The organism is Pseudomonas sp. Z1-12, from assembly GCF_051132015.1.
Lineage (GTDB): Bacteria > Pseudomonadota > Gammaproteobacteria > Pseudomonadales > Pseudomonadaceae > Aquipseudomonas > Aquipseudomonas zanjanensis.
In genome coordinates, this window is record NZ_CP071647.1 from 2,218,429 (window position 1) to 2,241,934 (window position 23,506).

The 23,506-nt window shown below is 62.8% G+C and carries 22 protein-coding genes; 16 read left to right on the plus strand and 6 right to left on the minus strand.

Annotated elements, in window-relative coordinates:
* Positions 1-57: 57 nt before the first annotated feature.
* From J3P85_RS09870 to J3P85_RS09880, 3 genes are all read left to right on the plus strand, one after another.
* Positions 58-942 carry a LysR family transcriptional regulator gene (locus J3P85_RS09870; RefSeq protein ID WP_434705642.1) on the plus strand — a complete coding sequence of 295 codons (885 nt, stop codon included), beginning with the start codon at positions 58-60 and terminating at the stop codon, positions 940-942.
* Between the two features lie 341 nt (positions 943-1,283).
* The gene (locus J3P85_RS09875) at positions 1,284-1,655 is read left to right on the plus strand and encodes a c-type cytochrome (RefSeq protein WP_434705643.1); all 372 of its coding nucleotides are present in this window, start codon (positions 1,284-1,286) and stop codon (positions 1,653-1,655) included.
* Positions 1,656-1,771: 116 nt separating this feature from the next.
* Positions 1,772-3,070, plus strand: a complete 1,299-nt coding sequence (locus tag J3P85_RS09880) for a D-arabinono-1,4-lactone oxidase (RefSeq protein WP_434706347.1) — start codon at positions 1,772-1,774, stop codon at positions 3,068-3,070.
* A gap of 196 nt (positions 3,071-3,266) precedes the next feature.
* Here J3P85_RS09880 and J3P85_RS09885 read toward each other — a convergent pair whose 3' ends face one another.
* Positions 3,267-4,211: a SphA family protein gene (locus J3P85_RS09885; protein WP_186710591.1), complete on the minus strand. Its 945-nt coding sequence runs from the start codon at positions 4,209-4,211 to the stop codon at positions 3,267-3,269.
* 207 nt (positions 4,212-4,418) lie between these two features.
* Between J3P85_RS09885 and J3P85_RS09890 the strand changes: the two genes are divergently transcribed.
* The 11 genes from J3P85_RS09890 to J3P85_RS09940 all read left to right on the plus strand — a co-directional run bounded on the left by J3P85_RS09890 (position 4,419) and on the right by J3P85_RS09940 (position 14,307).
* On the plus strand, positions 4,419-5,462 hold the full coding sequence (locus tag J3P85_RS09890) for an AraC family transcriptional regulator (protein ID WP_434705644.1): 1,044 nt from the start codon (positions 4,419-4,421) through the stop codon (positions 5,460-5,462).
* 84 nt (positions 5,463-5,546) lie between these two features.
* Positions 5,547-6,299: a GntR family transcriptional regulator gene (locus J3P85_RS09895; RefSeq protein WP_434705645.1), complete on the plus strand. Its 753-nt coding sequence runs from the start codon at positions 5,547-5,549 to the stop codon at positions 6,297-6,299.
* A complete protein-coding gene (locus J3P85_RS09900; RefSeq protein WP_434705647.1) occupies positions 6,296-8,026 on the plus strand; it encodes a fumarate reductase/succinate dehydrogenase flavoprotein subunit in 1,731 nt (576 codons plus the stop codon). The genes J3P85_RS09895 and J3P85_RS09900 overlap by 4 nt, the downstream gene beginning before the upstream one ends.
* Positions 8,027-8,050: 24 nt before the next feature.
* Positions 8,051-8,296, plus strand: a complete 246-nt coding sequence (locus tag J3P85_RS09905; protein ID WP_003180418.1) for a 4Fe-4S dicluster domain-containing protein — start codon at positions 8,051-8,053, stop codon at positions 8,294-8,296.
* A gap of 238 nt (positions 8,297-8,534) precedes the next feature.
* Positions 8,535-9,941: an ABC transporter substrate-binding protein gene (locus tag J3P85_RS09910; RefSeq protein ID WP_434705649.1), complete on the plus strand. Its 1,407-nt coding sequence runs from the start codon at positions 8,535-8,537 to the stop codon at positions 9,939-9,941.
* A gap of 127 nt (positions 9,942-10,068) precedes the next feature.
* Entirely contained in the window at positions 10,069-10,851 is a 783-nt protein-coding gene (locus J3P85_RS09915) for an ABC transporter permease (RefSeq protein WP_434705650.1), read from the plus strand.
* On the plus strand, positions 10,851-11,699 hold the full coding sequence (locus J3P85_RS09920; RefSeq protein WP_434705651.1) for an ABC transporter ATP-binding protein: 849 nt from the start codon (positions 10,851-10,853) through the stop codon (positions 11,697-11,699). The genes J3P85_RS09915 and J3P85_RS09920 overlap by 1 nt, the downstream gene beginning before the upstream one ends.
* Positions 11,696-12,658, plus strand: coding sequence for a HEAT repeat domain-containing protein (locus J3P85_RS09925; RefSeq protein WP_434705653.1), 963 nt, complete (start codon positions 11,696-11,698; stop codon positions 12,656-12,658). Before J3P85_RS09920 ends, J3P85_RS09925 begins: the two co-directional genes overlap by 4 nt.
* Positions 12,655-12,927: a DUF971 domain-containing protein gene (locus J3P85_RS09930; RefSeq protein ID WP_434705654.1), complete on the plus strand. Its 273-nt coding sequence runs from the start codon at positions 12,655-12,657 to the stop codon at positions 12,925-12,927. Before J3P85_RS09925 ends, J3P85_RS09930 begins: the two co-directional genes overlap by 4 nt.
* A 229-nt stretch (positions 12,928-13,156) precedes the next feature.
* On the plus strand, positions 13,157-14,053 hold the full coding sequence (locus J3P85_RS09935; protein WP_434705655.1) for a DUF2242 domain-containing protein: 897 nt from the start codon (positions 13,157-13,159) through the stop codon (positions 14,051-14,053).
* Positions 14,054-14,172: 119 nt separating this feature from the next.
* Positions 14,173-14,307 (plus strand): hypothetical protein, encoded by a 135-nt coding sequence (locus J3P85_RS09940; protein WP_264083855.1) that lies wholly within the window; start codon positions 14,173-14,175, stop codon positions 14,305-14,307.
* Between the two features lie 34 nt (positions 14,308-14,341).
* Here the strand turns inward: J3P85_RS09940 and J3P85_RS09945 are convergent, their stop codons facing one another.
* The 3 genes from J3P85_RS09945 to J3P85_RS09955 form a co-directional block, all read right to left on the minus strand.
* The gene (locus J3P85_RS09945) at positions 14,342-15,379 is read right to left on the minus strand and encodes an AraC family transcriptional regulator (RefSeq protein ID WP_434705657.1); all 1,038 of its coding nucleotides are present in this window, start codon (positions 15,377-15,379) and stop codon (positions 14,342-14,344) included.
* Positions 15,380-15,381: 2 nt separating this feature from the next.
* On the minus strand, positions 15,382-16,512 hold the full coding sequence (locus tag J3P85_RS09950; RefSeq protein ID WP_434705658.1) for a carbon-nitrogen hydrolase family protein: 1,131 nt from the start codon (positions 16,510-16,512) through the stop codon (positions 15,382-15,384).
* 172 nt (positions 16,513-16,684) lie between these two features.
* Positions 16,685-17,902, minus strand: coding sequence for a DUF3422 domain-containing protein (locus tag J3P85_RS09955; RefSeq protein WP_411385133.1), 1,218 nt, complete (start codon positions 17,900-17,902; stop codon positions 16,685-16,687).
* A 241-nt stretch (positions 17,903-18,143) separates the two neighbouring features.
* Between J3P85_RS09955 and J3P85_RS09960 the strand changes: the two genes are divergently transcribed.
* Together J3P85_RS09960 and J3P85_RS09965 are read left to right on the plus strand one after the other, a co-directional pair.
* On the plus strand, positions 18,144-20,183 hold the full coding sequence (locus J3P85_RS09960; RefSeq protein WP_434705659.1) for an FAD-dependent oxidoreductase: 2,040 nt from the start codon (positions 18,144-18,146) through the stop codon (positions 20,181-20,183).
* Positions 20,184-20,349: 166 nt separating this feature from the next.
* Positions 20,350-21,258 carry a 1-aminocyclopropane-1-carboxylate deaminase/D-cysteine desulfhydrase gene (locus J3P85_RS09965; RefSeq protein WP_434705661.1) on the plus strand — a complete coding sequence of 303 codons (909 nt, stop codon included), beginning with the start codon at positions 20,350-20,352 and terminating at the stop codon, positions 21,256-21,258.
* Positions 21,259-21,264: 6 nt separating this feature from the next.
* Here the strand turns inward: J3P85_RS09965 and J3P85_RS09970 are convergent, their stop codons facing one another.
* Both J3P85_RS09970 and J3P85_RS09975 read right to left on the minus strand, forming a co-directional pair.
* The gene (locus J3P85_RS09970) at positions 21,265-21,813 is read right to left on the minus strand and encodes a cytochrome b (protein ID WP_434705662.1); all 549 of its coding nucleotides are present in this window, start codon (positions 21,811-21,813) and stop codon (positions 21,265-21,267) included.
* 124 nt (positions 21,814-21,937) lie between these two features.
* A complete protein-coding gene (locus tag J3P85_RS09975; RefSeq protein WP_434705663.1) occupies positions 21,938-23,344 on the minus strand; it encodes a type VI secretion system Vgr family protein in 1,407 nt (468 codons plus the stop codon).
* Between the last annotated feature and the right edge of the window lie 162 nt (positions 23,345-23,506).

Below are 23,506 nucleotides of genomic sequence, written 5' to 3' on the forward strand. Positions count from 1 at the left end.
GCAGCCGCTGTGCGTTTATAAACAGTCCTGCCTTCAGGCGTGTTCAAGGATCGCCCCATGTTCGACTGGAATGACCTGCGCTATTTCCTGGAACTGCAACGCAGCGGGCGTTTGTTGACGGCTGCCCGACGGCTGAACACCACCCACGCCACGGTGGCCCGGCACATCGAGGCCATCGAGAAGAGCCTCGGCACTGCGCTGTTCGTCCAGCATGCCCAGGGCTATGAACTGACCCCGGCCGGCGAGACGTTGCTCAAGCACGCCGAAGCCATGGAGAACGTGGCGTTGCTGGCCCAGGAGGACATCACCCAGTCCAGCGCACCCCTGGGCAAGATCCGTTTGGGGGTGACCGAAGGGCTGGGCATCATGTTCCTCGCCAGTCGCATGGACGGGCTGTTCCAGCGCTACCCGGGACTGGAGGTGGAGCTGGTGGCGGTGCCGCGCTTTGTCAGCATCCTCAACCGTGAGGCGGAAATCAGCATCCACCTCGAACGCCCGGCGGCCGACCTGCTGGTGACCCGCAAACTCACCGACTACAGCCTGGCGCTGTACGCCAGCCCGGCCTACCTGGATCGCTCGCCAGCGCTGCGCAGCCGCGAGGACCTGGGCCGCCATGCCTGGATCGGTTATGTCGACGACCTGCTGTTCAGCCAGGAATTGATGTTCCTCAACAGTTTTTGTCGCAACCCTCGAGTGGTGTTTCACAGCACCAGCGTTATCGCCCAGCAACAGGCCGCGCGCTCGGGCCTGGGGATCGCCGTGTTGCCGTGCTACATGGCCAGCGGCGACCCGACGCTGGTGCCGCTGCTGCCGGACGAAACCATCCGCCGCAGCTACTGGATCAGCACCCGTCGTGAACTGCACAAATCCGTACGCCTGCGGGTGTTGTGGGATTACGTGGTGCAGTTGTGCGAGCGGGAGCAGGGGTTGTTGTTGCCCTGAGCTTTATGCGACAGCCCCAAAACAAAAACTGTGGGAGCGAGCTTGCTCGCGATGACGTCGGCGCATTCAACACATAAGCGACAGACAGACAGACCGCTATCGCGAGCAAGCTCGCTCCCACAGAGGGCAGTGCTGGTTGCTCAATCTCGACCCGCCGTTTTCCGAGGCGACAGGCTCAGGGCTGCTTCGCACCCCAGCGGGAGCAATCTCTGGCCACAGGGGGCTCAGTGAATGCCCTGGCCGCCCAAGCCCCCTTTTCTGGCCCCCAATGACCTCAGCCGACGCGCTGGCGTGCCTTAGTGTTGAGCCACAACAAGAAAAGCGCAGCCAAGAGGGGCCCTATGTTGGCAACCACGCCTTCAACCTTGCTTCACTCCGCCGTCATCGTGCTGCTCGGCAGCCTGCTCGCCGGCTGCGGCGAAGAGCCCAAGCCCCCCGCGCCCACGGTGTTCACGGCGATGCCCAGCGATGCGGCGCTGGCCCAGGTCTACGACAGCAGTTGCAAACTCTGCCACGCCAACCCCGGCGCCGGGGCGCCGTTGACCGGCGATACGAACGCCTGGGCCCCGCGGGTCGCCCAAGGCGCCGAGACCCTGCTGGACCACGCGATCAACGGCTACAACGGCATGCCGCCGATGGGCCTGTGCATGCACTGTTCCGAAGAGCAGTTCCTGGCCCTGATCGCCTTCATGTCCGGCCAACACTTCCAATAATAAATACGGGTACTTTCGGCATGACGATGGACTACTCACGGCGTCGGTTGCTGCAACAGGCCAGCGTTGTCGCCGCCTTTACCGCACTGGGCAGCCAGGGCGCCCTGGCCGAGCTGATGCGCGCGCCTCGCTTGATCCCGTGGCGCAACTGGTCCGGTGCGCAGAGTTGCCTGCCGGCGGCGCGCCTGGCCCCCAAGGACCTCGACGAACTGGTGCAGGTGGTGCGCCGCGCCGAAGGGCGGATTCGGCCGGTGGGTTCCGGGCACTCCTTCAGCGCCCTGGTGCCCACCGACGGCACCTTGTTGTCGCTGAGTTTTTTCAGTGGCCTGCTGGACCACGATGGTGCCAGCCTGCAAGCCGAGTTCGGCGGCGGCACGCCCATGTCCCGCATGGGCCCGGCGCTCAAGGCCATCGGCCAGGCACTGCCGAACATGGCCGACGTCGATTACCAGACCTTGGCCGGTGCCATCGCGACCTCGACCCATGGCACTGGCAAGACCTTTGGCTCATACGCCTCCCAAGTGGTCGGCCTGCAACTGGTGACGGCCAGCGGCGAGGTCCTCGATTGCGATGCCCAGCGTCATCCCGAGGTGTTCCAGGCCGGCCGGGTGTCCCTTGGCGCGCTGGGGCTGGTGACCCGCGTGCGGTTACAAAACCGCGCGGCCTATCGCTTGCGCGAGCACCAGTGGGTGGCGAAAACCGAGGAGTTGCTCGAGGACGTGCATACCAACACCCGGGACAACCAGCACTGGGAAATGCAAGTCGTCACCCATTCCGACTATGCGCTGTCGATCACCCTGAACGAAACCACCGATCCGGCCACGCCGCCGATCAGTCCCGAGGAGGAGGGCGGCAACGAGTTCGTCTCCCTGATCGAAAACCTCGACAAGTACGGCAGCGATTTTCCAGCGATCCGGCGCGCGCTGCTCAACAGCCTGCGGCTGGTGGCCGAGTTCGATGACCGCGTCGGTGATTCCCATGACATCTACGCCAACGCCCGCACCGTGCGTTTCAACGAGATGGAATATTCAGTCCCGGCCGAACACGGCCCGGCGTGCTTGCGGGAAATCCTTGCGCTGATCCGCGACAAGGACCTGCGCACCTGGTTTCCCATCGAATACCGCTACGTGAAGGCCGACGACATTGCCTTGAGCATGTTCGAAGGCCGGGACAGTTGCTCAATCTCCGTGCACCAGCATTACCAGATGGACCACCACAATTTCTTTGCCGCCATCGAGCCGATCTTCTGGAAGTACCAGGGTCGTCCGCATTGGGGGAAGCTGCACTCGCTGAACGCCAAGGCACTCCAGGCGTTGTACCCGCGCTGGACTGAATTCACCCAGGTGCGCCAGGCGCTGGACCCTGGCGGCAAGTTTCTCAATGGGCACCTTGCATCGATTCTGGGGGTGAGCTGAGGTTTCAAATGGCTGGTTGGCTGATTCTATCCTGCCAGGCACAACCCTTGTGGCGAGGGAGCTTGCTCCCGCTGGGCTGCGCAGCAACCCCAAATCGGATAACGCAATTTTCCAGACAGATCACCTCAGCCGGCTTACGACGGCTACGCCGCCGAGCGGGAGCAAGCTCCCTCGCCACAAAAGCCACAAAGGCCCTCTAGAACGCAAACGGAATACTGATCTTGGCCCAGAGCATTTCGCCTTCGGTGCGGTTCTCCACTTCGAACTCCTTGGCCCAGCGGATCTCGGCGCTGGCGTACTTGAGGAAGGTCAGGTGCAGCGCCGGGCCGATGGCGAAGACCTGGCCGCGGACCCCGTCGTCCACATCCTGCCCGGCGAATTGCACGGTGCGGCCGTACTGTTTGTCGTCGGTGGTCTGCTTGAGGTAGTAGCCGTTGAGCCCCAGCCTCAGGTTGTCGGTCACGCGGTAGCTGGCGGAATAGTCGAAGTGGAAAATCTGCCCGGAACGGTAGTCGGTGTCCTTGTTCTTGCGGTTGAAGCTATAGGTGGTCTTCATCGACACCTCGGTGTCTTCCGTGGGCAACCAGGTGAAGGAAAACAGCGGTTTGTAGGTGTAGAAATTGTTGCTGGTGTTGGCCAGTCGATCGGTGCTGTATTCGCCGGTGGGTACAGTGATTTCCACCGCCGCGGCCAGGGTCAGGTGCTTGCCCATATCCCAGAGCACAATGGGCGAAATGGTCGTGTCGCCCATGCCCTCACGGGTGTCATGCAGGCCGAACACCGAGACTTCCTGCTTGAGCCAGGGTTGGGCGATGTAGATCCCCGCGCGTCCACCGGCCACTCGCAACGGGCTCAGGTAATCGATACGCGGGACCACTGCCGTGGATTCGATTTCGACGTCCGGCACTTCGCCGCCCAACGAACTGATGTTGAATTTCCGGGCCTTGTAATGGTTGTAGTAGAGGTTGAACGCGACCATGTGGTCGGGAAGGCTGTCGACTTCCAGCGGCAACACGAAAAAGCCATCGGTGCCTGGGCCGATGTTGTCGACCCCCGATTCGGTGGCCAGGGCGGGCAGGGCTGCGCCGCAGGCCAGGCCGAGGGTCAATTGCAAGGCGAATGTCGTGCGGGTCGGGTTCATGTGGGGAGCTCATTATTATTGTTGGAAATGCACCGGAGGTCCGAGTCATACAAATAAGCCGTTCGCCGCCGACAGGGCAGGGTATTGGCGGCCAGACAGGGGACTTGGGCGGCCAGATTTTTCTACCCCTCTATCCAGCGGCTCATGCTAACTTTAAGAAATAACCGGTTACAAAAACGCCACCTAACGTGCTCCGGAACCCGCCCCATGCAGATGAAAGTCATCGACCCCACCTATGAATTGGCGCTGGTATCGCCATTTTTGCTGCAAACGTTGGCCGAGGTGGTGGCGGACAAGGGCTTCGATGCCGCCAGCCTGTGTCGCGGCCTGGGGTTCGGCCTCGATGACCTGCAAGATCCCGCCCAGCGCATTTCCTATCGCCAGGCCGTGGTCATGATCCAACGTGCACTGAAGCTGTTGCCTGACCAGGGGCTGGGGTTATGGGTGGGTGATCGCAACGTGCTCGGCACCCTAGGCCTGCTGGGTCACGTCTTGTCGCTGTGCGAAACCCTGCGCGATGCCTTCGCCCTCGGGGTTCGTTACCAGCACACCACCGGCGGCATCGCCGTGACCCGTGTCGAAGAGGCCACTGACCGGATCAGGGTCGAGGCCACTTGCCGCCTGCCTTTCGCCGAGATCCAGGTGTTTGCCGTGGAAGAGTTCTTCGCCAGCCTGATGGTCTACGGCCGGGCGCTGGCGGGGGCCGATTTCAAGCCCCAGGCCGTGGAATTCATGCACGCCGCGCCGTCCTATGCCCAGGCCTACCAGCGGATCCTGGGGCCGGAGGTGCGCTTCGGTTGCCGGCACAACCGCATGCTGATCGACGTGCGCTGGCTGGACATGCGTTTGCCCAATCATCACCCGCTGGCCCTGCGCCAGGCATTGGCCTTGCTCGAGCAGGAGGCCTGCGAGGTCCACCAGAAGATCGACCTTATCCAGACCGTGGAACGGGCGATTGCCCGGGACCTGACCCGGGGCAGCCACATCGAGAAAATCGCCAGCGACCTCAACATGAGCAGCCGCACCCTGCGTCGACGCCTGACCGAACACAGCCTGACCTTCGAGGCCTTGCTCGAACAGGTGCGCCGCGGCCGCACCCTGAACCTGCTGGCCAACCCGGAGCTGTCCATCGAGCGCATTACCGAAGAGGTCGGCTACAGCGATGTGCGCAGCTTCCGCCGGGCGTTCCGGCGCTGGACCGGCATGAGCCCCAGCGCGTTTCGCAATGAGAGCGCTGACGCTCGGCTCTAAGGATATGTCCAAACAATATTTCTCAAGCCGTGGGGGCTTTCCCTAAGATCACGTCATAACTCGTTATGACAAGTGATAAGGGCCATGTCCGACAACGTTCTATCCCTCAATAGCGTACCGCTGCACACGCAACTGCGAGACGTGCTGCGTGCGCGGATTCTCGACGGTGAATACCCCCAAGGCAGCCAGATGCCCTCGGAAAGCGAGCTTGGCGCGTTGTTCAGGGTCAGTCGCATCACCGTGCGCCAGGCCTTGGGCGATCTGCAAAAGGAAGGCCTGATTTTTAAGATCCACGGCAAAGGCACATTCGTGGCCAAGCCCAAGACCTTCCAGAACGTCAGCACCCTCCAAGGCTTGGCCGAGTCCATGACCGGGCGCGGGTTCGAGGTGCTCAACCGCTTGATCAGTTTCAAGTTCATCGCGGCCGACAAACGCGTGGCCGAGCGCCTGAAGTTGATCGAAGGGGAAGTGGTGGCGCAGATCAAACGGGTGCGCTTGATCAACCGCGAGCCGGTTTCCCTGGAGATCACCTACCTGCCGAAGGTCCTCGGTGAACGACTGGAAAAGGCCGACCTGGTCACCCGGGACATATTCCTGATCCTGGAAAACGACTGCGCCTTGACCTTGGGACATGCCGACCTGGCCATCGATGCGGTACTGGCCGACAGCGACCTGACCCAGGCGCTGGAGGTCGAACCAGGCTCGCCGATCATGCGCATCGAGCGCCTGACCCATGACGACCACGGCCAGCCGTTGGACTTCGAACACCTCTACTACCGTGGCGATGCCTTCCAGTACCGCTTGCGGATCGACCGGCAAAAAGGAACGCAGGCATGACTCGGAACACCCTGGAACAGGAATACGACATCGTCGTCATCGGCGGCGGTACGGCTGGCCCCATGGCGGCGATCAAGGCCAAGGAGCGCAACCGTGATCTGCGCGTGCTGCTGGTGGACAAGGCCAACGTCAAGCGCAGCGGCGCCATCAGTATGGGCATGGACGGCTTGAACAACGCGATCATCCCCGGCCATTCCACCCCTGAGCAGTACACCAAGGAAATCACCATCGCCAACGACGGCATCGTCAACCAGGCGGCGGTGTACGCCTATGCGACCCACAGTTTCGAAACGATCGAGCAACTGGACCGCTGGGGTGTGAAGTTCGAGAAGGACGAAACCGGCGACTATGCGGTGAAAAAGGTTCATCACATGGGCGCCTACGTGCTGCCGATGCCGGAAGGGCACGACATCAAGAAGGTGCTTTATCGCCAACTGAAACGGGCGCGGGTGAGTATTACCAATCGGCTGGTCTGCACGCGGCTGCTGACCGACGAGGAGGGTGCGGTGAACGGTGTGATGGGCTTCGATTGCCGCACCGCCGACTTTCATGTGATCAAGGCCAAGGCGGTCATTCTCTGCTGCGGCGCCGCGGGGCGCCTGGGATTGCCGGCCTCGGGCTATCTGATGGGCACTTATGAGAATCCGACCAATGCCGGCGATGGTTATGCGATGGCTTATCACGCCGGTGCCGAACTGGCGAACCTGGAGTGCTTCCAGATCAACCCGCTGATCAAGGATTACAACGGCCCGGCGTGCGCCTATGTCACCGGCCCCCTGGGCGGCTACACCGCCAACAACAAGGGCGAGCGCTTCATCGAGTGTGACTACTGGAGCGGGCAGATGATGTGGGAGTTCCACCAGGAGCTCGAAGGCGGCAATGGTCCGGTGTTCCTCAAGCTCGATCACCTCGCCGAGGAAACCATCCAGAACATCGAAGAGATCCTGCACAGCAACGAACGACCCAGTCGCGGTCAATTCCATGCCAACCGTGGCACCGACTACCGCACGCAGATGGTGGAGATGCACATCTCCGAGATTGGTTTTTGCAGCGGTCATTCGGCGTCGGGGGTATGGGTCAACGAACGGGCCGAGACCTCGGTCAAGGGCCTGTACTCGGCCGGCGACATGGCGGCGGTGCCGCACAACTACATGCTCGGTGCGTTCACCTACGGCTGGTTTGCCGGTAACAATGCCGCGGACTTTGTGGCAGGCAAGGAATTCTCGACGTTGGATGCCGGGCAGATCGAACGGGAGAGGGCACGTGTCTACGCGCCGCTGGAGCGCGAGCATGGCCTGCCGCCGGCCCAGGTGGAATACAAGCTGCGCCGCTTCGTCAACGATTACCTGCAACCGCCCAAAGTCACCAAAAAAATGCAGATCGGCCTGCAACGCTTCAGCGATATCCAGCGTGACCTGGATCAGATCAAGGCCCACAACGCCCATGAACTGATGCGGGCCATGGAAGTCAGCATGATCCGCGACTGCGCCGAAATGGCCGCCCGCGCCTCGCTGTTTCGCGCCGAAAGTCGTTGGGGCCTGTACCACTATCGGGTTGATCATCCGCAACGCAACGACAGCGACTGGTTTTGCCATTGCCATTTGAAGAAGGGCGATGACGGCGCGATGACCTCATTCAAGAAAGCTGTCGAACCCTACATCATCGCCCTCGATGCCGACGAACTGCAGGCCTACGACCGGCTGCGGGTCGGTGCCGACGCGGCGTGACCCCTTCACCCAGAGAAAACGCCCATGGCCTATCAACCCCAGGAAATCTTTTTTCGCTCCAATGCCCCCGTCACCGTGGACGAGGACAAATGCATCGCCCACAAGGGCTGTACCGTCTGCGTGGATGTCTGCCCCATGGACCTGCTGGCGATCAACCCGGCGACCCAGAAGGCCTACATGGCGTTCGACGAATGCTGGTACTGCATGCCCTGTGAAAAGGACTGCCCGACCGGGGCGGTGAAAGTCGAGATTCCGTATCTGTTGCGCTGACTGACAGGACGCTATCGCGAGCAAGCTCGCTCCCACAGGGGATCGAAGCCAGCCGCGATTGTTCTGCACACCTATAAACCTGTGGGAGCCGAGCTTGCTCGCGATGAGGCCACCACAGACACCACAAAAAGCCATCCGGCCACCCCCGGACGCCAAACTCAGAACACCCCTCGTTTCCCACCGCGCCCTGATCGCGGCGGAGACGAAAAACCAATAAATGATTCGAGGGGACACACCCATGCTATTGCGTGCAGCACTCGCCGGTCTGGTACTGGCTTCATTGACCTTGCCTGCCCGGGCAGAAACCATCCGCATCGCCATCGGCACCCAGGACACCACCATCAACTGCGCCGCCGGCGGGTTGCTGATCCGGGAACTGGGCCTGCTGGATAAATACCTGCCCCATGAGGGTGCCTACAAGGACGCCCAATACGATATCCAGTGGAAGAATTTCACCAGCGGTGCGCCACTGACCAACGAGATGGTCGCCGGCAAACTCGACTTCGGCGCCATGGCCGATTTCCCCGGTGCGTTCAACGGCGTGGCGTTCGAAACCGCCGGCAAGCACAGCCTGTTCATCAGCGTGCTGTCGGGCAGCACCCAGGGCAGCGGCAACGGCATCGTCGTGCCCAGCGCGTCTGGCGTGCAGTCACTGGCCGAGCTCAAGGGCAAGACCATTTCCGTGCCGTTCGCCTCCACCGCCCACGGCATGTTGTTGCGCGCCGTCGCGGCCCAGGGGTGGGACCCGCTCAAGGACGTCAATATCATTGCCCAGCCGCCGGAGGTGGCCGGCTCCGCGTTGCAAGCCGGCAAGATCGACGCCCACGCCGACTTCGTGCCATTCGCCGAACTGTTCCCCAGCCGGGGCTTCGCCCGCAAGATCTACGACGGTGCCCAGGCCAACACACCGACGTTCCATGGCGCGTTGGTGGACCAGGCCTATGCCAGGAAGTACCCGGAAATCGTCGTCGCCTATCTGCGCGCGACCATCGAAGCCAATCAACTGTTGGCCGCCGAGCCGGAGAAGTACAGCGAGCTGATCGCCAAGGTCACCGGGGTGGATGCAGAGGTCAACTACCTGTTCCACGGACCCCTGGGCGTGCAGACCCGCGACCTGACCTGGAAACCGGAATACCGCCAGGCCGTCGGCACGGCCATCGACACCCTCAAGCTGCTGAAAAAGGCTGATCGCGGCCTGGACCTCAACACTTTCATCGATGACCAGTACATCCGCGCCGCCTTCAAGGCGTCGAACCTCGATTACACCGCGCAACTGGCCAACTACGCCCAGACGCCGCTGGGCAACGGCGATGCGTCGACCGGCCAGGCGATCACCGATGCCCGCCATGTGGCCGAAATCTGGGTGCGCGGAGAGGCGAAAGTGCGCCATTACGCCTCGGCGCAATCGGCTTTCGCCGCGCTGGTGAGCCTCAAGCAGGAAGGCAAGGGCATCCGCGCCGTCTATGCCCAGGCCAGCGACAGCGGGATCAAGCTGCTGGCCGAGCAAGCATGGTTCGCCAGCGATGCCAAGGGCCAACTCAGCGCGTTCCTGCTCAAGGGCCAGGCCCAGCAATTTGCCACGGCCCAGGGCGGCAAGGTGTTCGACTTCAGCGAAGCCACCACCCAGGCGGTCGCTGCTCGCTGACTTGCAAATAACCTGTGGGAGCGAGCTTGCTCGCGATGGCGGTGTGTCAGTCACATCAACTTCAACTGACCTGACGCCATCGCGAGCAAGCTCGCTCCCTCAAGGATTCCACTCCGGAGGAAGATTTGTGTACCCATCATCCAAACGCTGGCTCCTGCGAGCCGCTTCACTGCTGCTCTGCCTGTTGTTCTGGCAGCTCGCCGCCAACGGCCATTGGGACCTCGGCCTGGTGACCTTCGCCAACGTCCCGTCGCCACTGGCGGTGGTCCAGGCGGCGCTCGGCCTGGGGGAATCGGGCAATCTCGCCCGGCACCTGGGCAGCAGCCTGGGCCGGGTCTTTGCCGGTTATGGCGCGGCGCTGTTGATCGGCGTGGCGCTGGGCCTGGCCATCGGCCGTTCGAAATGGGCCGAAGACCTGTTGCTGCCGCCATTGGAAGTGCTGCGGCCGATCCCGGCAGTGGCCTGGATTCCCCTGGCGATCCTGATGTTCCCTTCGTCGGAACTGTCGATGGTGTTCATCACCTTCACCGGCGCGCTGTTCCCGATCCTGCTCAACACCGTGCACGGCGTCGAAGGCGTGGACCGGCGGCTGATCGCCTCGGCGAAAAGCCTCGGGGCCGGACGCCGGGCGATCCTGCTGGAAGTGATTCTGCCGGGCGCCGCGCCGAGCATCATCACCGGCCTGGCCATCGGCATGGGCACGTCCTGGTTCTGCCTGGTGACCGCGGAAATGATCGCCGGCCAGTACGGCATCGGCTACTACACCTGGGCCTCCTACACGGTGCAGAACTACGCCGACATCGTGGTCGGCATGTTACTGATCGGTGTGTTGGGCATGGGCAGCAGCCTGTTGATCAAACGCCTGGGCGGGTTGTTCACACCTTGGCATCGACCACGAGGGAAAGCCTGATGAGCGTGATGCAAACACCCGAAGGGCGGATCGATATCCGTCAACTGTCCATTGTCCTTGGCCAGGGGAACCAGGCGTTCGAAGCGGTCCAGGGCCTCGATTGCCAGATCGAGGCGGGCCAGTTCGTCTGTGTCCTTGGCCCGTCCGGTTGCGGCAAGTCCACCTTGCTCGGGGCCTTGGCCGGGCATCTGCAACCGCATTCCGGCAGTTTGAATGTCGACGGCTTGAGCGTTTCCGGCCCGTCCCCCCAACGCGGCATGGTGTTCCAGCAACACACGTTGTTCCCCTGGCGCAGCGTGCGTGACAACGTCGCGTTCGGCTTGAAGATGCGCGGCTTGGGCAAGGTCGAACGGCACCGGGCCGCTGATGAAATCCTCGCGCTGGTGGGCCTGGAAGGCTTCGCCGGGCACTGGCCGGACCAGCTCTCCGGGGGCATGCAGCAGCGGGTGGAGATCGCCCGGGTGCTGGTCAACCGTCCACGGTTGCTGCTGATGGATGAACCCTTCGGTGCGCTGGATGCCCTGACCCGCTTGAACATGCAGGCGCTGCTGCTGGACATCTGGACCCGCATCCGTACCACGGTGGTGTTTGTGACCCACGACATCGACGAGGCGTTGTTCCTGGCCGATCGCTTGCTGGTGATGAGCCCGCGTCCGGGACGGATCATCGAAGACCTGCGCCTGGACTTTCCACGGCCACGCACGACTGAACTGGTGACCCGTCCTGAATTTTCCCGTTTGAAGCGCCACTGCCTCGACCTGCTGCGCCATGAAGACGGCCGGCAGTTGCCGCGCCTCAATCCCCTCGGGCTTCCCCCTGAAACCTCCTTGCCGCGATTTGCCCTATGACCTCTCTATTCGAAAACACCGACAACGACGACATCCTCGCCCTGCAACCACGCCTGACCGACGAAGACCCGGGCGTGCGCCGTATCGCCCTGATCGAACTGGCCGACCTTGAGGAGCCTGAAGGCCTGCTGTGGCTAGTGGACCGCCTCGCCGGGGACCCCAGCGCCGACGTGCGGGCCGAAGCCGCGCGCTTGCTTGAAGCCTGGGAAGACGCGCCGGTGGTGGCGGCCCTGTGCGAGGCCCTGACCGATCCATCGCCGAGCGTTCAGGCCGCTGCCGCCCAGAGCCTGAGCCTGCTCAAGAGCGAGGCGGCGGGAAGGGTGATCCTGCCCTGGACGGCACATGCCGAGGCCGGTGTGCGCGTCGCGGTCTTCAGGGCCTTGCGTGAACTGCGCCTGGCCGACGCTGCGCCGGCGGCCCTCGTCGCCCTGGTCGACAGCGAGGCCAGCGTGCGCCGCGAAGCGGTCGGCGTGCTGGGCTGGCTCAAGCACCTCGACGCCTTGCCGGCCCTGGCCCGGCTGGCCAGTGATGACCCAGACACCGATGTGCGCCGTGCCGCCACCGGGGCCCTTGGCCTGGCTTCGGATGCGCAAGTCTTGCCGGCGCTGCGCCAGGCCCTTCGGGACCCGGCCTGGGCGGTGCGCGAAGAGGCCGCCACTACCCTGGGCAAGGTCGGTCACGCCGATGCCGGCCCGGCCCTGGTCGAGGCGCTGGCCGATGATTACTGGCAAGTGCGTTTGCGGGCGACCCGCAGCCTGGGGCGTTTGCGCTATGTCCCGGCGCTGGCGGCCTTGATCGAAACCCTGGGCCATCGCATCAGCAATCTGCGCAAGGAGGCGGCCCTGGCCTTGGGAGAACTGAACGATCACGGCGCCATTGCTGCCTTGCAAGCGGCCCGGGACGATGGGGACCCGGAAGTGCGCAAAGCCGTGCGCATTGCCTTGGGTCAGTTGCAATGAGCCCGCTGGCGATGGGCAATTCCCGGGACAGAGGGCAACTGAAGCTCAACTGGCCCGACGGCCGTGAACAATGCCTGGACCATGCCCAGCTGCGCCGGCAATGTCCCTGTTCCCAGTGCCGGGCGTTTCGTTTGCAGGGGCTGACGGTTCAGGTTGATCCGCGGGTCCGGGTGGTTGGAATCAATGCCCAAGGCTATGGGGTGCAGTTGGTGTTCAGTGACGGGCATGAGCGGGGGATTTTCCCCTGGGTTTATCTGGCGGGTTTGTGACAATCAAAGTCCCCGCTAACGGTTCAAGTGAACAGCACTGGGCCAAAACCCCGGTTTTTTGTGTCTGCTTGTTGCCTGAAGCGGGTGTTCGTCGATCTATCGGATTGACATCTTTTTCCTGCAAACAACCCCCAGTAAACTCGCACCCCCCATGAAACAAGATTAGCCACGCTGCCTGGTCGCGTTCTGTTGCACAATACGCCCCGGACCGTTTCTCTCAGGATGTTCAATGTTCAGATCATTTCCCATGCGCACCGTAGGGCTTGCATTGGTGCTGGCCGCCGCAGCCGGTTGCTCGTCGAAGAAAACCGCCATCTATGAGCACGAGAACTTCGATGATTCCGGCACGTTCTCGCGCACGTATCCGGTGAGTGACGCGGCCACCTGCGAAGCCGGGCGCCGGGCGTTGCTCAGCCAGGGCTATATCATCACCAGCAGCGATCCGAAGCTGGTCAGCGGTCACAAGAGTTTCCAGCAGACCGGCGAAACCCATATGGAGATCAGTTTCAACCTGGTCTGTGCCGAAGATGGCGGTACCGGGCACCGGGCGACCATGTTCGCCAACGCCTTGCAGGACCGTTATGCCCTGAAGAAAACCAACAACTCCGCCAGCCTGGGCGTGGGCGTGCTGGGTTCGGTGTCGATGCCGATCGGCTCCTCGGATGATTCGATGGTCAAGGTCGCCAGCGAAACCGTGTCGGCGGCCAAGTTCTATGAGCGTTTCTTTGCCTTGGTAGAGCTGTTCCTGCCTCCCGAAGCGAAGAAAGCCGCCGAGAATGCCGACAAGCCGAAGGCTGAGCTGGGTGTACCGGAAACCAAGGCCGAGTCGGCCGCCTTGATGCCTGCACCGACTCCAGATCCGGCCCCAGCTCCAGCTCCAGCCCCAGCGGCCGAGCCTGTTGCGCCTGCGCCCGCAGCGGCCACACCCGTCGAGGAGGCTGCGCCGGCCCCCGTCGAAACCGCTCCTGCGGTGTCGGAGCCTGTCGCACCGCCGAGCGAGCCCGCGCCGATTGCGCCTGAATCGTTCGAGTCTGCGCCGACGACAGAAACCGTGACACCGCCACCACCACCTTCCAGCTCGTTGCCGGCCCCGACCGAGCCGATCCAGCCGCTTCCGGCCTCCTGAGATCCCGTGGCAGGGAGTTACTTCCTGCCACACTTCACGCAGTAATTTCCCGACCCTGTGCTACGTTTAATTCATGAAGCCTTTGCTTCATGTTTTGTTCATAAAGCAGCTTTATGCTGATGCCAGCGCCATCAGGCATTGGTTCAACGACAGGGGAAGGACGCGTAATGGATGATTATCAGGAAGAGCTGCTGGAATACCAGGCCTACGAACTGGACCCGCTGGAACCCGCCGAAGATGCAACGGAGTTGTAACGCAGCTGCAAGCTGCAAGCTAGGATCTTGAAGCTTAAACCCCTCTGTGGCTACGGCGAAACTCCCCAGGCGTCTGGTCATTCCAACGCTTGAAGGCCCGTTGAAAGGCTTCGGCTGAAGCAAACCCCAACAGGTAGGCGATTTCACCGAACGCCAGCTCGGTATCGCGTATGTAGGTCATGGCCAAGTCGCGACGGGTATCGTTGAGGATGGCGCGAAACTGCGTGCCTTCCTCGGCCAGCTTGCGACGTAGGGTCCAGGTCGGCAGCTTCAGGCGAGCCGCCACTTCTTCCAGGTCGGGTTCCCGGCCGCCGCTGAGTAACGGTCCCAGCAGCTGGATGATGCGCTCGCGCAGGCTGCGGGTGCGGGTCAGCTGTTCCAGTTCCCGTTCACATAACTGAACCAGGTGATGCCAGGTACTGGGGCAATGCTGCGGGTTGCGCTGGGCGAGGCTGTCCAGGCCCAGGCGCAGTTGATTCTGTTCGGCGCCAAACTGGATCGGGCAGTCACCGAGTGTGCGGTAGGCCTCCAGATACGCCGGTTCCTCGAATTCGATGTCTATGCGTTCGGGCCGCAGCGCGACGCCGCTGACGCTGGATAATTGCGCCAGCCAGCCGGCAATGATCGAGTCCACGACGAAGCGGTTGTAGGCGTTATACGGGCTGATGGAATAGAACCGCAGCCAGGCGCCGCGGGCATCTTCATGGAAACTCGATTGGCCGCGATAGTTGGAGCCGTACAGCGGCTCGAAGCGGATCATGCAGCGGGCCGCCTCGCGTACGGTCGGCGCCTGCGCAGCGGTGACGCCGGCCAGCCCGGCCTGGCTCAAACGGCCGAGCTGACCCATGCGCAGGCCCAGGGCCGGGTCCTGGGTCTGTTGAATCGCGGCGTGGCCCAGGCGCATGTACCGTGGAATCGACAGGCGTGCCCCGGGCTCGGCCAGGCGCGCGGCGTCGAGGCCGTACTGTTCAAGCAGGGGCTTGGGGTCCTGCCCATGGCTGGCGACCGCGTCAGCCAGGCTATGGACGAAGCCTACCGACAGATCCCCCAGGCGCATCGGCTGCGGTTTCATGTTTACAACCACAAGTTCAACAGGCGGGCGCCACGGGCTTCGCCGTCGGGGAAGTGCTGGCCGTTGTGGCTGATGAAGCTCTGGCCGGCACTGCCGCTGTCCCAGAACTGCCCGCGCAGGAACACGCTGACGCCGCCCCGGGCCTGGCTGATAGGCAACTGGCTGGTCAGTGTCAGGCGATGCCAGGCTTGCCCCTCGCTCACTTCGCCAGGCCTGAGGCTCACTTCGCTCGGCGTGGACAGGCCTTTATAACCGCTCCAAGGCTTGTCCCAGGTGCCGCGACCGATGACAAAGGCGGGTACCGCGATCAGTTGCGCACCCTGTTCATTGAGCTGCCGGTAGTGGAGCGGGTACCAACTGTCGCTGCCGATCAGCACGCCCAGGCGCCCGGCAGGCGTGTCGATGACGAGGGGGGCGGCCGGATGCTCGGCGCCCAGCACATCCTGTTGCTCGAACACCGGATGTCGTTGGCGTTGCGGCTGGCCGATCGGCCGGCCATCGCTGCCGAACACCAGGCTGCTGTTGTACAACGCGCCACGGCCAATCTTCAGCTGGCCTTCGTTGACGCTGGGTTCGGGCAGCACGATGGAGCCCGCCACCAGGGTGATGCCGAACTCCTTGGCCAGCCCGCCGAACAGTGTTTGATAATCACGGGCCATGCGCTCGGCTTTCATGCGCAGGTAGGCATCGTCCAATCGGTTATCGCCCTCGGCGCTTACCAGCGCCTGGACGAACGCCAGCGGATTGCTCACCGCCAGCCAGTTCATGGCTTCCTTCAGGGTGGTGGCCTGGTACAACTCGTCTTTTTCGCCACCGACCATCAGCCAGGTGCCGATGTGCTCGGGCAGGACCACGACGGTCTTGGCATTGAGAAAACCCTGGTCGCGGGCCGCCTGCAGATAGGCCGCCAGTTTGCGATGCAGGCGCTCGGGGCTCTGGTAGTCGGTGGGGAACAGTTCGGGCTGGATGCCCAGCAGATTGCCACGGTCGGCCGGCGTGCCCTGGTCGACCGCCAGGGTGATCCGCAGGTCTGACAGGTAATGGCCGGCCGGCCGATCCGTCGTCCACAGTGCGTAGGTGACCAGGGCGGCAATCAAGGCCAGTGAAAACAGCAAGTACAGAAATTTGCGCATGGGGGAACAGTCAGCGGCCGTGTTCAGGTTCGTGATTTTTCATCAAGAGTCACGGGGCAGGGTACGGTAAAACAAGGGATTAGCGAAGGGCGGGTGAGGATTTGTACGCACGGCAAGCGTACGCAAAGGCGTCCATGGAACCCGTGGACGCCCTTGGCGCTGGGCAGGGCGGCTAGTGACTCTTGGCCTTCCTGATCCGGATCAGAATCAGCAACATGATCAACAGCACCGGTGGCGTCATGCCCAGCAGCGCGTCACGGGCCGAGAGGTGCGCACCCAAGGTGTGCAACCCGCTGTAGACCAACTTGAACAGGTTGATCAGGTAGTACGTGATGGCGATGATCGACAGGCCTTCCACGGCGCGCTGGATCTTGATCTGGGCATCGGCGCGGGCATTGAGGCTGCGCAGGATCTCGGCGTTCTGGTCTTCCATCTCGACTTGCACGCGGGCTTGCAGCAGGTCGCCCAGGTTGGCGACGCTCATGGCCAGTTGTTCGAGGCGCTGTTCAGTGGCGGCGCAATAACGCACCGTGGGCTTGAAACGGCGTTCGATGAACACGCCCAAACGCTGGCAATCGCCCAAATGACTTTCGCGCAACTCCCCCAGGCGCTCGAACACCAATTGCGCGTAGGCGCGGGTCGCGCTGAAACGGTGGCGAGTCCTGACCGAGCTGCTGACGACCTGGCGCGACAGCAGGGCGATATCCTCCAACAGCGCCTTGGCATGCACGCCACTGGCGTTGGCGTTGCGCTCGGAGAGGCTCACCAGGGTACGATCGAATTCATTCAGTTGCGGGTCCAGTGCCTTGGCGATACTGAGGGACAAGGAGGCCATCATGCGATAGGTCTCGATTTCCAACAGGCGCCGGATCATGCGCCCCTGGCGATAGGCGTTGAGCCGTCGGTTGATGAACAAGAGGCGATTGGTGCCGTCCTCGGTCAGGCGAAAATCGCTCCAGACCACCGCATCGCCACCGCCCACGCATGAGCCGCAAGGGTCCTTGAAACCGTAGCTGGGCAGGTCGAGGCCGGCTTCGGCACGCACCACCACCTGAACGGCATTGATGAGGTGCTGGGTGTGGCCTTCGATGCCCCGGGCAAGGCTTTCGGGCAGTGTCGTCCATTGCAGCTCGTTGCTGCTGGCAGGCACGACCAGGGTCAGGGTAAAGAATTCGGCGTGGCGCTCCCACTTCAGCGGATGGCCTTCCAGGCGGGTGATGCCTTGTGCGGCGTCTGCTGCGACGGTATCGGGGCACAGTCGCTCGAGCAGTGCGTTGCACTGGGCGTTATCGCCCAGGAATGCCAAGTGGAAGACGTGGGCCGGTTCGTCGAAATACAACGACGGGCGGGCGTGCAACTCGTTGTGCAGCATTTTTCGTTGGGGATGCATGCAATGACGACTCTGTTATTAGCGTTATTTTTTGGTTTGAGCACGTGAGCCAGCGTTGGTAGGACTGGCTTACCCCACCGAGAGTCACGCGGCACCTGATGGGTACTGCGCATTTGGATCATTAAGTTGTCAGTTACGGTCATTGAGCAGCCGCAGCCGGACTCTTACGCTGTGAGCCATGACAGACGCAAGCCGCAGAGCTTGCCCTTTATTCCCGTGATCGCCCGTTGTGGAGTTATCGATGACCGCCTCTCATTACCCGCACCTGCTGGCCCCGCTGGACTTGGGCTTCACCACGTTGCGCAACCGCACCCTGATGGGCTCGATGCACACCGGCCTGGAAGAGAAACCCGGCGGCTTCGAACGCATGGCGGCGTATTTTGCCGAGCGCGCCCGGGGCGGCGTGGGCCTGATGGTTACCGGTGGGATCGGGCCGAACGACGAAGGCGGTGTCTACTCCGGCGCGGCCAAGCTGACCACCGAAGAAGAGGCGCTCAAGCACCAGATCGTAACCCGGGCCGTGCACGAGGCCGGCGGCAAGATCTGCATGCAGATTCTTCACGCCGGGCGCTACGCCTACAGCCCCAAGCAAGTGGCACCGAGTGCGATCCAGGCGCCGATCAACCCGTTCAAGCCCAAGGAGCTGGATGAGGAAGGCATCGAGAAGCAGATCAGCGATTTCGTCACGTGCTCGGTCCTGGCCCAGAAGGCGGAATATGACGGCGTCGAGATCATGGGCTCGGAAGGTTATTTCATTAACCAGTTCCTGGCGGCCCATACCAACCACCGTACCGACCGTTGGGGCGGCAGCTATGAAAACCGCATGCGCCTGCCGGTGGAAATCGTCCGTCGGGTGCGCGAGGCGGTAGGCCCGAACTTCATCATCATCTTTCGCCTGTCGATGCTCGACCTGGTGGAAGGCGGCAGTACCTGGGACGAAATCGTCCAGTTGGCCAAGGCCATCGAGCGGGCCGGCGCGACGATCATCAACACCGGTATCGGTTGGCACGAAGCACGGATTCCCACCATCGCCACCAAGGTTCCACGGGCGGCGTTCAGCAAAGTCACGGCCAAGCTGCGCGGTTCGGTGAACATCCCTTTGATCACCACCAACCGCATCAACACCCCGGAAGTGGCCGAGCAGATCCTGGCCGAAGGCGATGCCGACATGGTTTCCATGGCGCGGCCGTTCCTGGCCGATCCGGAGTTCGTCAACAAGGCCGCTGCCGGTCGCAGCGATGAAATCAACACCTGCATCGGCTGCAACCAGGCGTGCCTGGACCACACCTTTGGCGGCAAGCTCACCAGTTGCCTGGTCAACCCGCGGGCTTGCCACGAAACCGAGCTGAACTACCTGCCGGTGACCCAGGTGAAGAAAATCGCCGTGGTTGGCGCTGGCCCGGCCGGGTTGTCCGCGGCCACGGTGGCGGCCGAGCGCGGGCACCAGGTGACGCTGTTCGATTCGGCCAGCGAAATCGGTGGCCAGTTCAACGTCGCCAAGCGCGTGCCTGGCAAGGAAGAGTTCTTCGAAACCCTGCGCTACTTCAAGCGCAAATTGCAGACCAGTCATGTCGAGCTGTGCCTCGACACCCGGGTGGATGTGGCGCAATTGGTGGCCGGCGGTTACGACGAGATCATCCTCGCCACCGGCATCGCCCCACGGGTGCCGGCGATTTCGGGGGTGGAGCATGCCAAGGTCTTGAGCTACCTGGACGTGATCCTCGAACGCAAGCCGGTGGGGCGCAGTGTCGCGGTGATCGGTGCCGGCGGTATTGGCTTCGACGTGTCGGAATTCCTGGTTCACCAGGGCGTCGCCACCAGCCAGGACCGTGAGGCGTTCTGGAAGGAGTGGGGGATCGACACCCATCTCCAAGCGCGTGGCGGCGTCGCCGGGATCAAGGCCGAACCCCATGCACCGGCGCGCCAGGTGTTCCTGCTGCAACGCAAGGCGTCCAAGGTCGGTGACGGCCTGGGCAAGACCACTGGCTGGATTCACCGCACGGGCCTGAAGAACAAGCAGGTGCAGATGCTCAACAGCGTCGAGTACTTGAAGATCGACGACGACGGCCTGCACATTCGCATCGGCGAAACCGGCGAGCCGCAAGTGCTGGCGGTGGACAACATCGTGATCTGCGCCGGCCAGGATCCGCTGCGTGAGTTGCAGGAAGGCCTGGAAGCGGCAGGGCAGACCGTTCACCTCATCGGCGGTGCCGATGTGGCGGCTGAGCTGGATGCCAAGCGGGCGATCAACCAGGGCTCGCGGTTGGCGGCGCAGTTGTAAACCCACAACCCCAGGAAATCCTTTGTGGGAGCGAGCTTGTCAGCCATCTGGATATTGGCTGACCTGCCGCTATCGCGAGCAAGCTCGCTCCCACAGATTCTTTTGGTGTCAGGTCCTTCGCGACCAAGCTGGTAAGATGCCAGCCTATTTCCTCCGACCTGCCGCCATGCTGCTTCCCGCCCTCGACTGGCATCCCCAACCCCGACTCGAACCCCTTCACCTGGACTGGCTCGCCCGTGCCAGTGTCGAAGTGGCGGTGTTGCGCCTGGACCGGATCGATCCACTGATCAGCGGCAACAAGTGGTTCAAACTCGTCCACCCTCTGCGCGCCGCCCATGAGGCCGGTGCCGAGGGGGTCATGAGCCTGGGCGGTGCCTATTCCAATCATTTGCATGCGCTGGCGGCGGCCGGCAAGCGCTTCGGGTTTCCCACGGTCGGGCTGCTGCGCGGTCAGCCCCAGGACACGCCGACGGTGCGCGACCTGAAAGTATTCGGCATGGAATTGCATTGGTTGGGGTATGGCGGATACCGAGAGCGACATGCCCCAGGTTTCTGGGGGCCGTGGCAGGCCCGCTATCCACATTTGCACCCGGTGCCCGAGGGCGGTTCGGGATTGCCCGGGGCACAAGGCTGCATGGCCTGGGCGGCCAGTGTCGATCAACAATTGGCGGCGTTGGGGTGGGCGGATTATCACGGCTGGTGGCTGGCCTGCGGCACGGGAACATCACTGGCCGGGCTGGTACTGGCCGAAGCGGGCAAGCGTGCGGTCTACGGTGTGCTGGCGGTGCCCCCGGACCATGGCGTGGCCCAGCAGGTCGAGCGCATCGTGGGGGAGGCGGGGCTTTGTCATCCGCGTTATGAATTGCTCGACGGCAGCCGTGGTGGCTTCGCCCGGGTCGATGCCGAACTGGCTGCCTTCATCGAAACCACGGCGGCCATCGAACTGGAACCGTTGTACACCGGCAAGGCCTTGATGGCGCTCAAGGCGCAGGTCGAGGCCGGAAGGTTTGCTCCTGGCACCCGTTTGATCTTTGTCCACACCGGCGGCCTGCAAGGCCGCCGAGGGTTCGACTGACGCCGGTCAGCCGCGCTTGGGCATCATCCGCAACAGCGTGTTGTCGCGTACCACGTAGTGGTGATACAGCCCCGCCAAGGCATGCAGGCCAATCAACCAATAGCCGATGGTGCCGCCGAGCACGTGCCAGCCTTCCAATTGCTTGGCAAAATCCTTGTCTTGATCGATGAGCAACGGCAAATCGAAACCGTAGAACATCACCTGGTGCCCTTCGGCGCTGGTGATCAGCCAGCCCAGCAGCGGCATGGCGATCATGAATATGTACAGCGCCCAGTGCATCAGGCGGGCGAGGAGGGTTTGCCAGGCGGGGGAGGCCGGGAAAATTGCCGGTGCCTTGCCCCTGCTGCGGGCGAACAGGCGCAGCCAGACCAGCAGGAACATGGTCAGGCCAAGCATGAAATGCGCTTCCTTGATCAGGGTCCGGCCACCACTGCCCTTGGGGAAAATTCCCCGCAACTCAATGCAGGCATAAACCACGGCCAGCAGCACCAGCATCAGCCAATGCAAGGTTACCGTGACGGTACTGTAGCGGTTTTCCGAGTTTTTCCAGGGCATCGCGGTATCTCCAACAATCAGGGCAAAGCGCCGTCTAGAGCGGCGTTGTGTCTCCACTGTATGCCCGTTTCGTTGGGTTTGCTTGAGCCAGATCAGGTTTGCCGGCAAGAAGCCACGCGCCGGCTCAGGGCGTGAAGTTTGGCGGGTTCAGCAGCCAGTCCAACAGCAATCCGGCATCAGGGTTGCCACGGGACGGTTTCGGTGGGGCGGCGGCGTGTCCTGCGCCGGTATCGACAGCCCCTGGGCACAGCACCGGCCGGTCGGGGTCGCCATCGAGAAAACTCACCAGCACTTCGCTGCCGGCCCTCAGCGAGGGGCTGTTGTTCAGCGTCAGTCGCGACACGGGCAGCGTGATGCCTTCCTGGTCCGGCGCCCAGAGGCTGACGCTGACTTGCCCGCGCTCATCGGACTGGGCCGGTTGGCCGGGATGGCCCAGTACATGGGCCAAGTGATACCCGGGGATGCAGGGCTTAGGGTGCTTGAGGGCCGGCCTGAACACAGTGGCCCAGGGGATGGCGGTGAAGCGGTTGTGGTAGTCACGGGCCGACGATGTGGTGGGGAGGTCAGGTTCAAGAATCGAAAACTGCCGTCCGCGGTGCTGGACCTCGGTGATCAGCCATTGATCGTTGAATGTGGAAACCGGGTGCTCGCAGATCTGCACGATGTCGCCGCCGTGCAGGGCGGGTTGGTCACTGTGGCCATGGATTTCCCGTTGCCGACAGCGTAACCGTTCCAGGTGGCGACGACCGACCTGGTACCGGTGAGTCAAGGCCGGGTCGCCGTGCATGGCCTCATGGTCGATCTGCTCAAGGGGTTGATTCGCCGCCCAGGCCTCGGTGTCGGTCGTGGCCCGATCGCTGAACCCGACGGGCAAGCCAGGCAGCACCCCGTGGTGACGCAAATACAAGCGCTTGATGGCCGGTATCGAATTGTCGTTCGGGCGCAGGGACAGTTCGACGGGCCGTGTGGGAAAACTCTTCGGATCTTCGGCAAACACCAGGACGTGGCCCTGGGGGGTGTGTTCGAAGTGGTAATGAATGCCTTCTTCTTCGCACAGCCGTTGCAGGAGGGTCAGGTCGCTTTCGTCGTACTGGATGCAGAATGGGCGGCATGGATACTGCCCGTGGGGTAGCTCGAAACGGTAGCTGTCGGCGGGCAGGCCGTTGTCTTCCAGCAGGCGTTGCAGCACCTGCACCACGCTGAGCCGATGGAAAACCCGGCGCCGTGGGCCTTGTTCCAATTGCTGCAGGTAGGGAACCAAGGTCAAGCGATAACCGATGCGCCGCGGTGCCGGGGTGCTCAGGCAAACGCTGTGGATAATCCCATGGATACCCGAGTCGCGGTCCAGGCGCAGGAAGGCCGGGTGCCCCAATAGCAGGTCGGGGTCTATCGGTGGGGCCAGGCCGATCAATTCGAGGTCGAAACGGTACGGCTGGTTGAGGGCTTCGCGGCCATTGAAGCGCAAGACTTGCAACTGTAAATCGCTTTGCGTGAGCGTCAGGCTGAAGGGACTTTCCGTGTCGTTGCGCATCGCGCCTCCTACTGGCGGGGAGAGAGGCACAGAGGGTACGAAACCACGGGAGGAAATGGTGCTTGTGAGCCGCTATTTCAGAAACGCCCTACAACACACTGTGAAAATGTCGATCCGGCACGGTGATTTTTTGGTCGATCAGCCGGTTTAGGCCGTATAAAC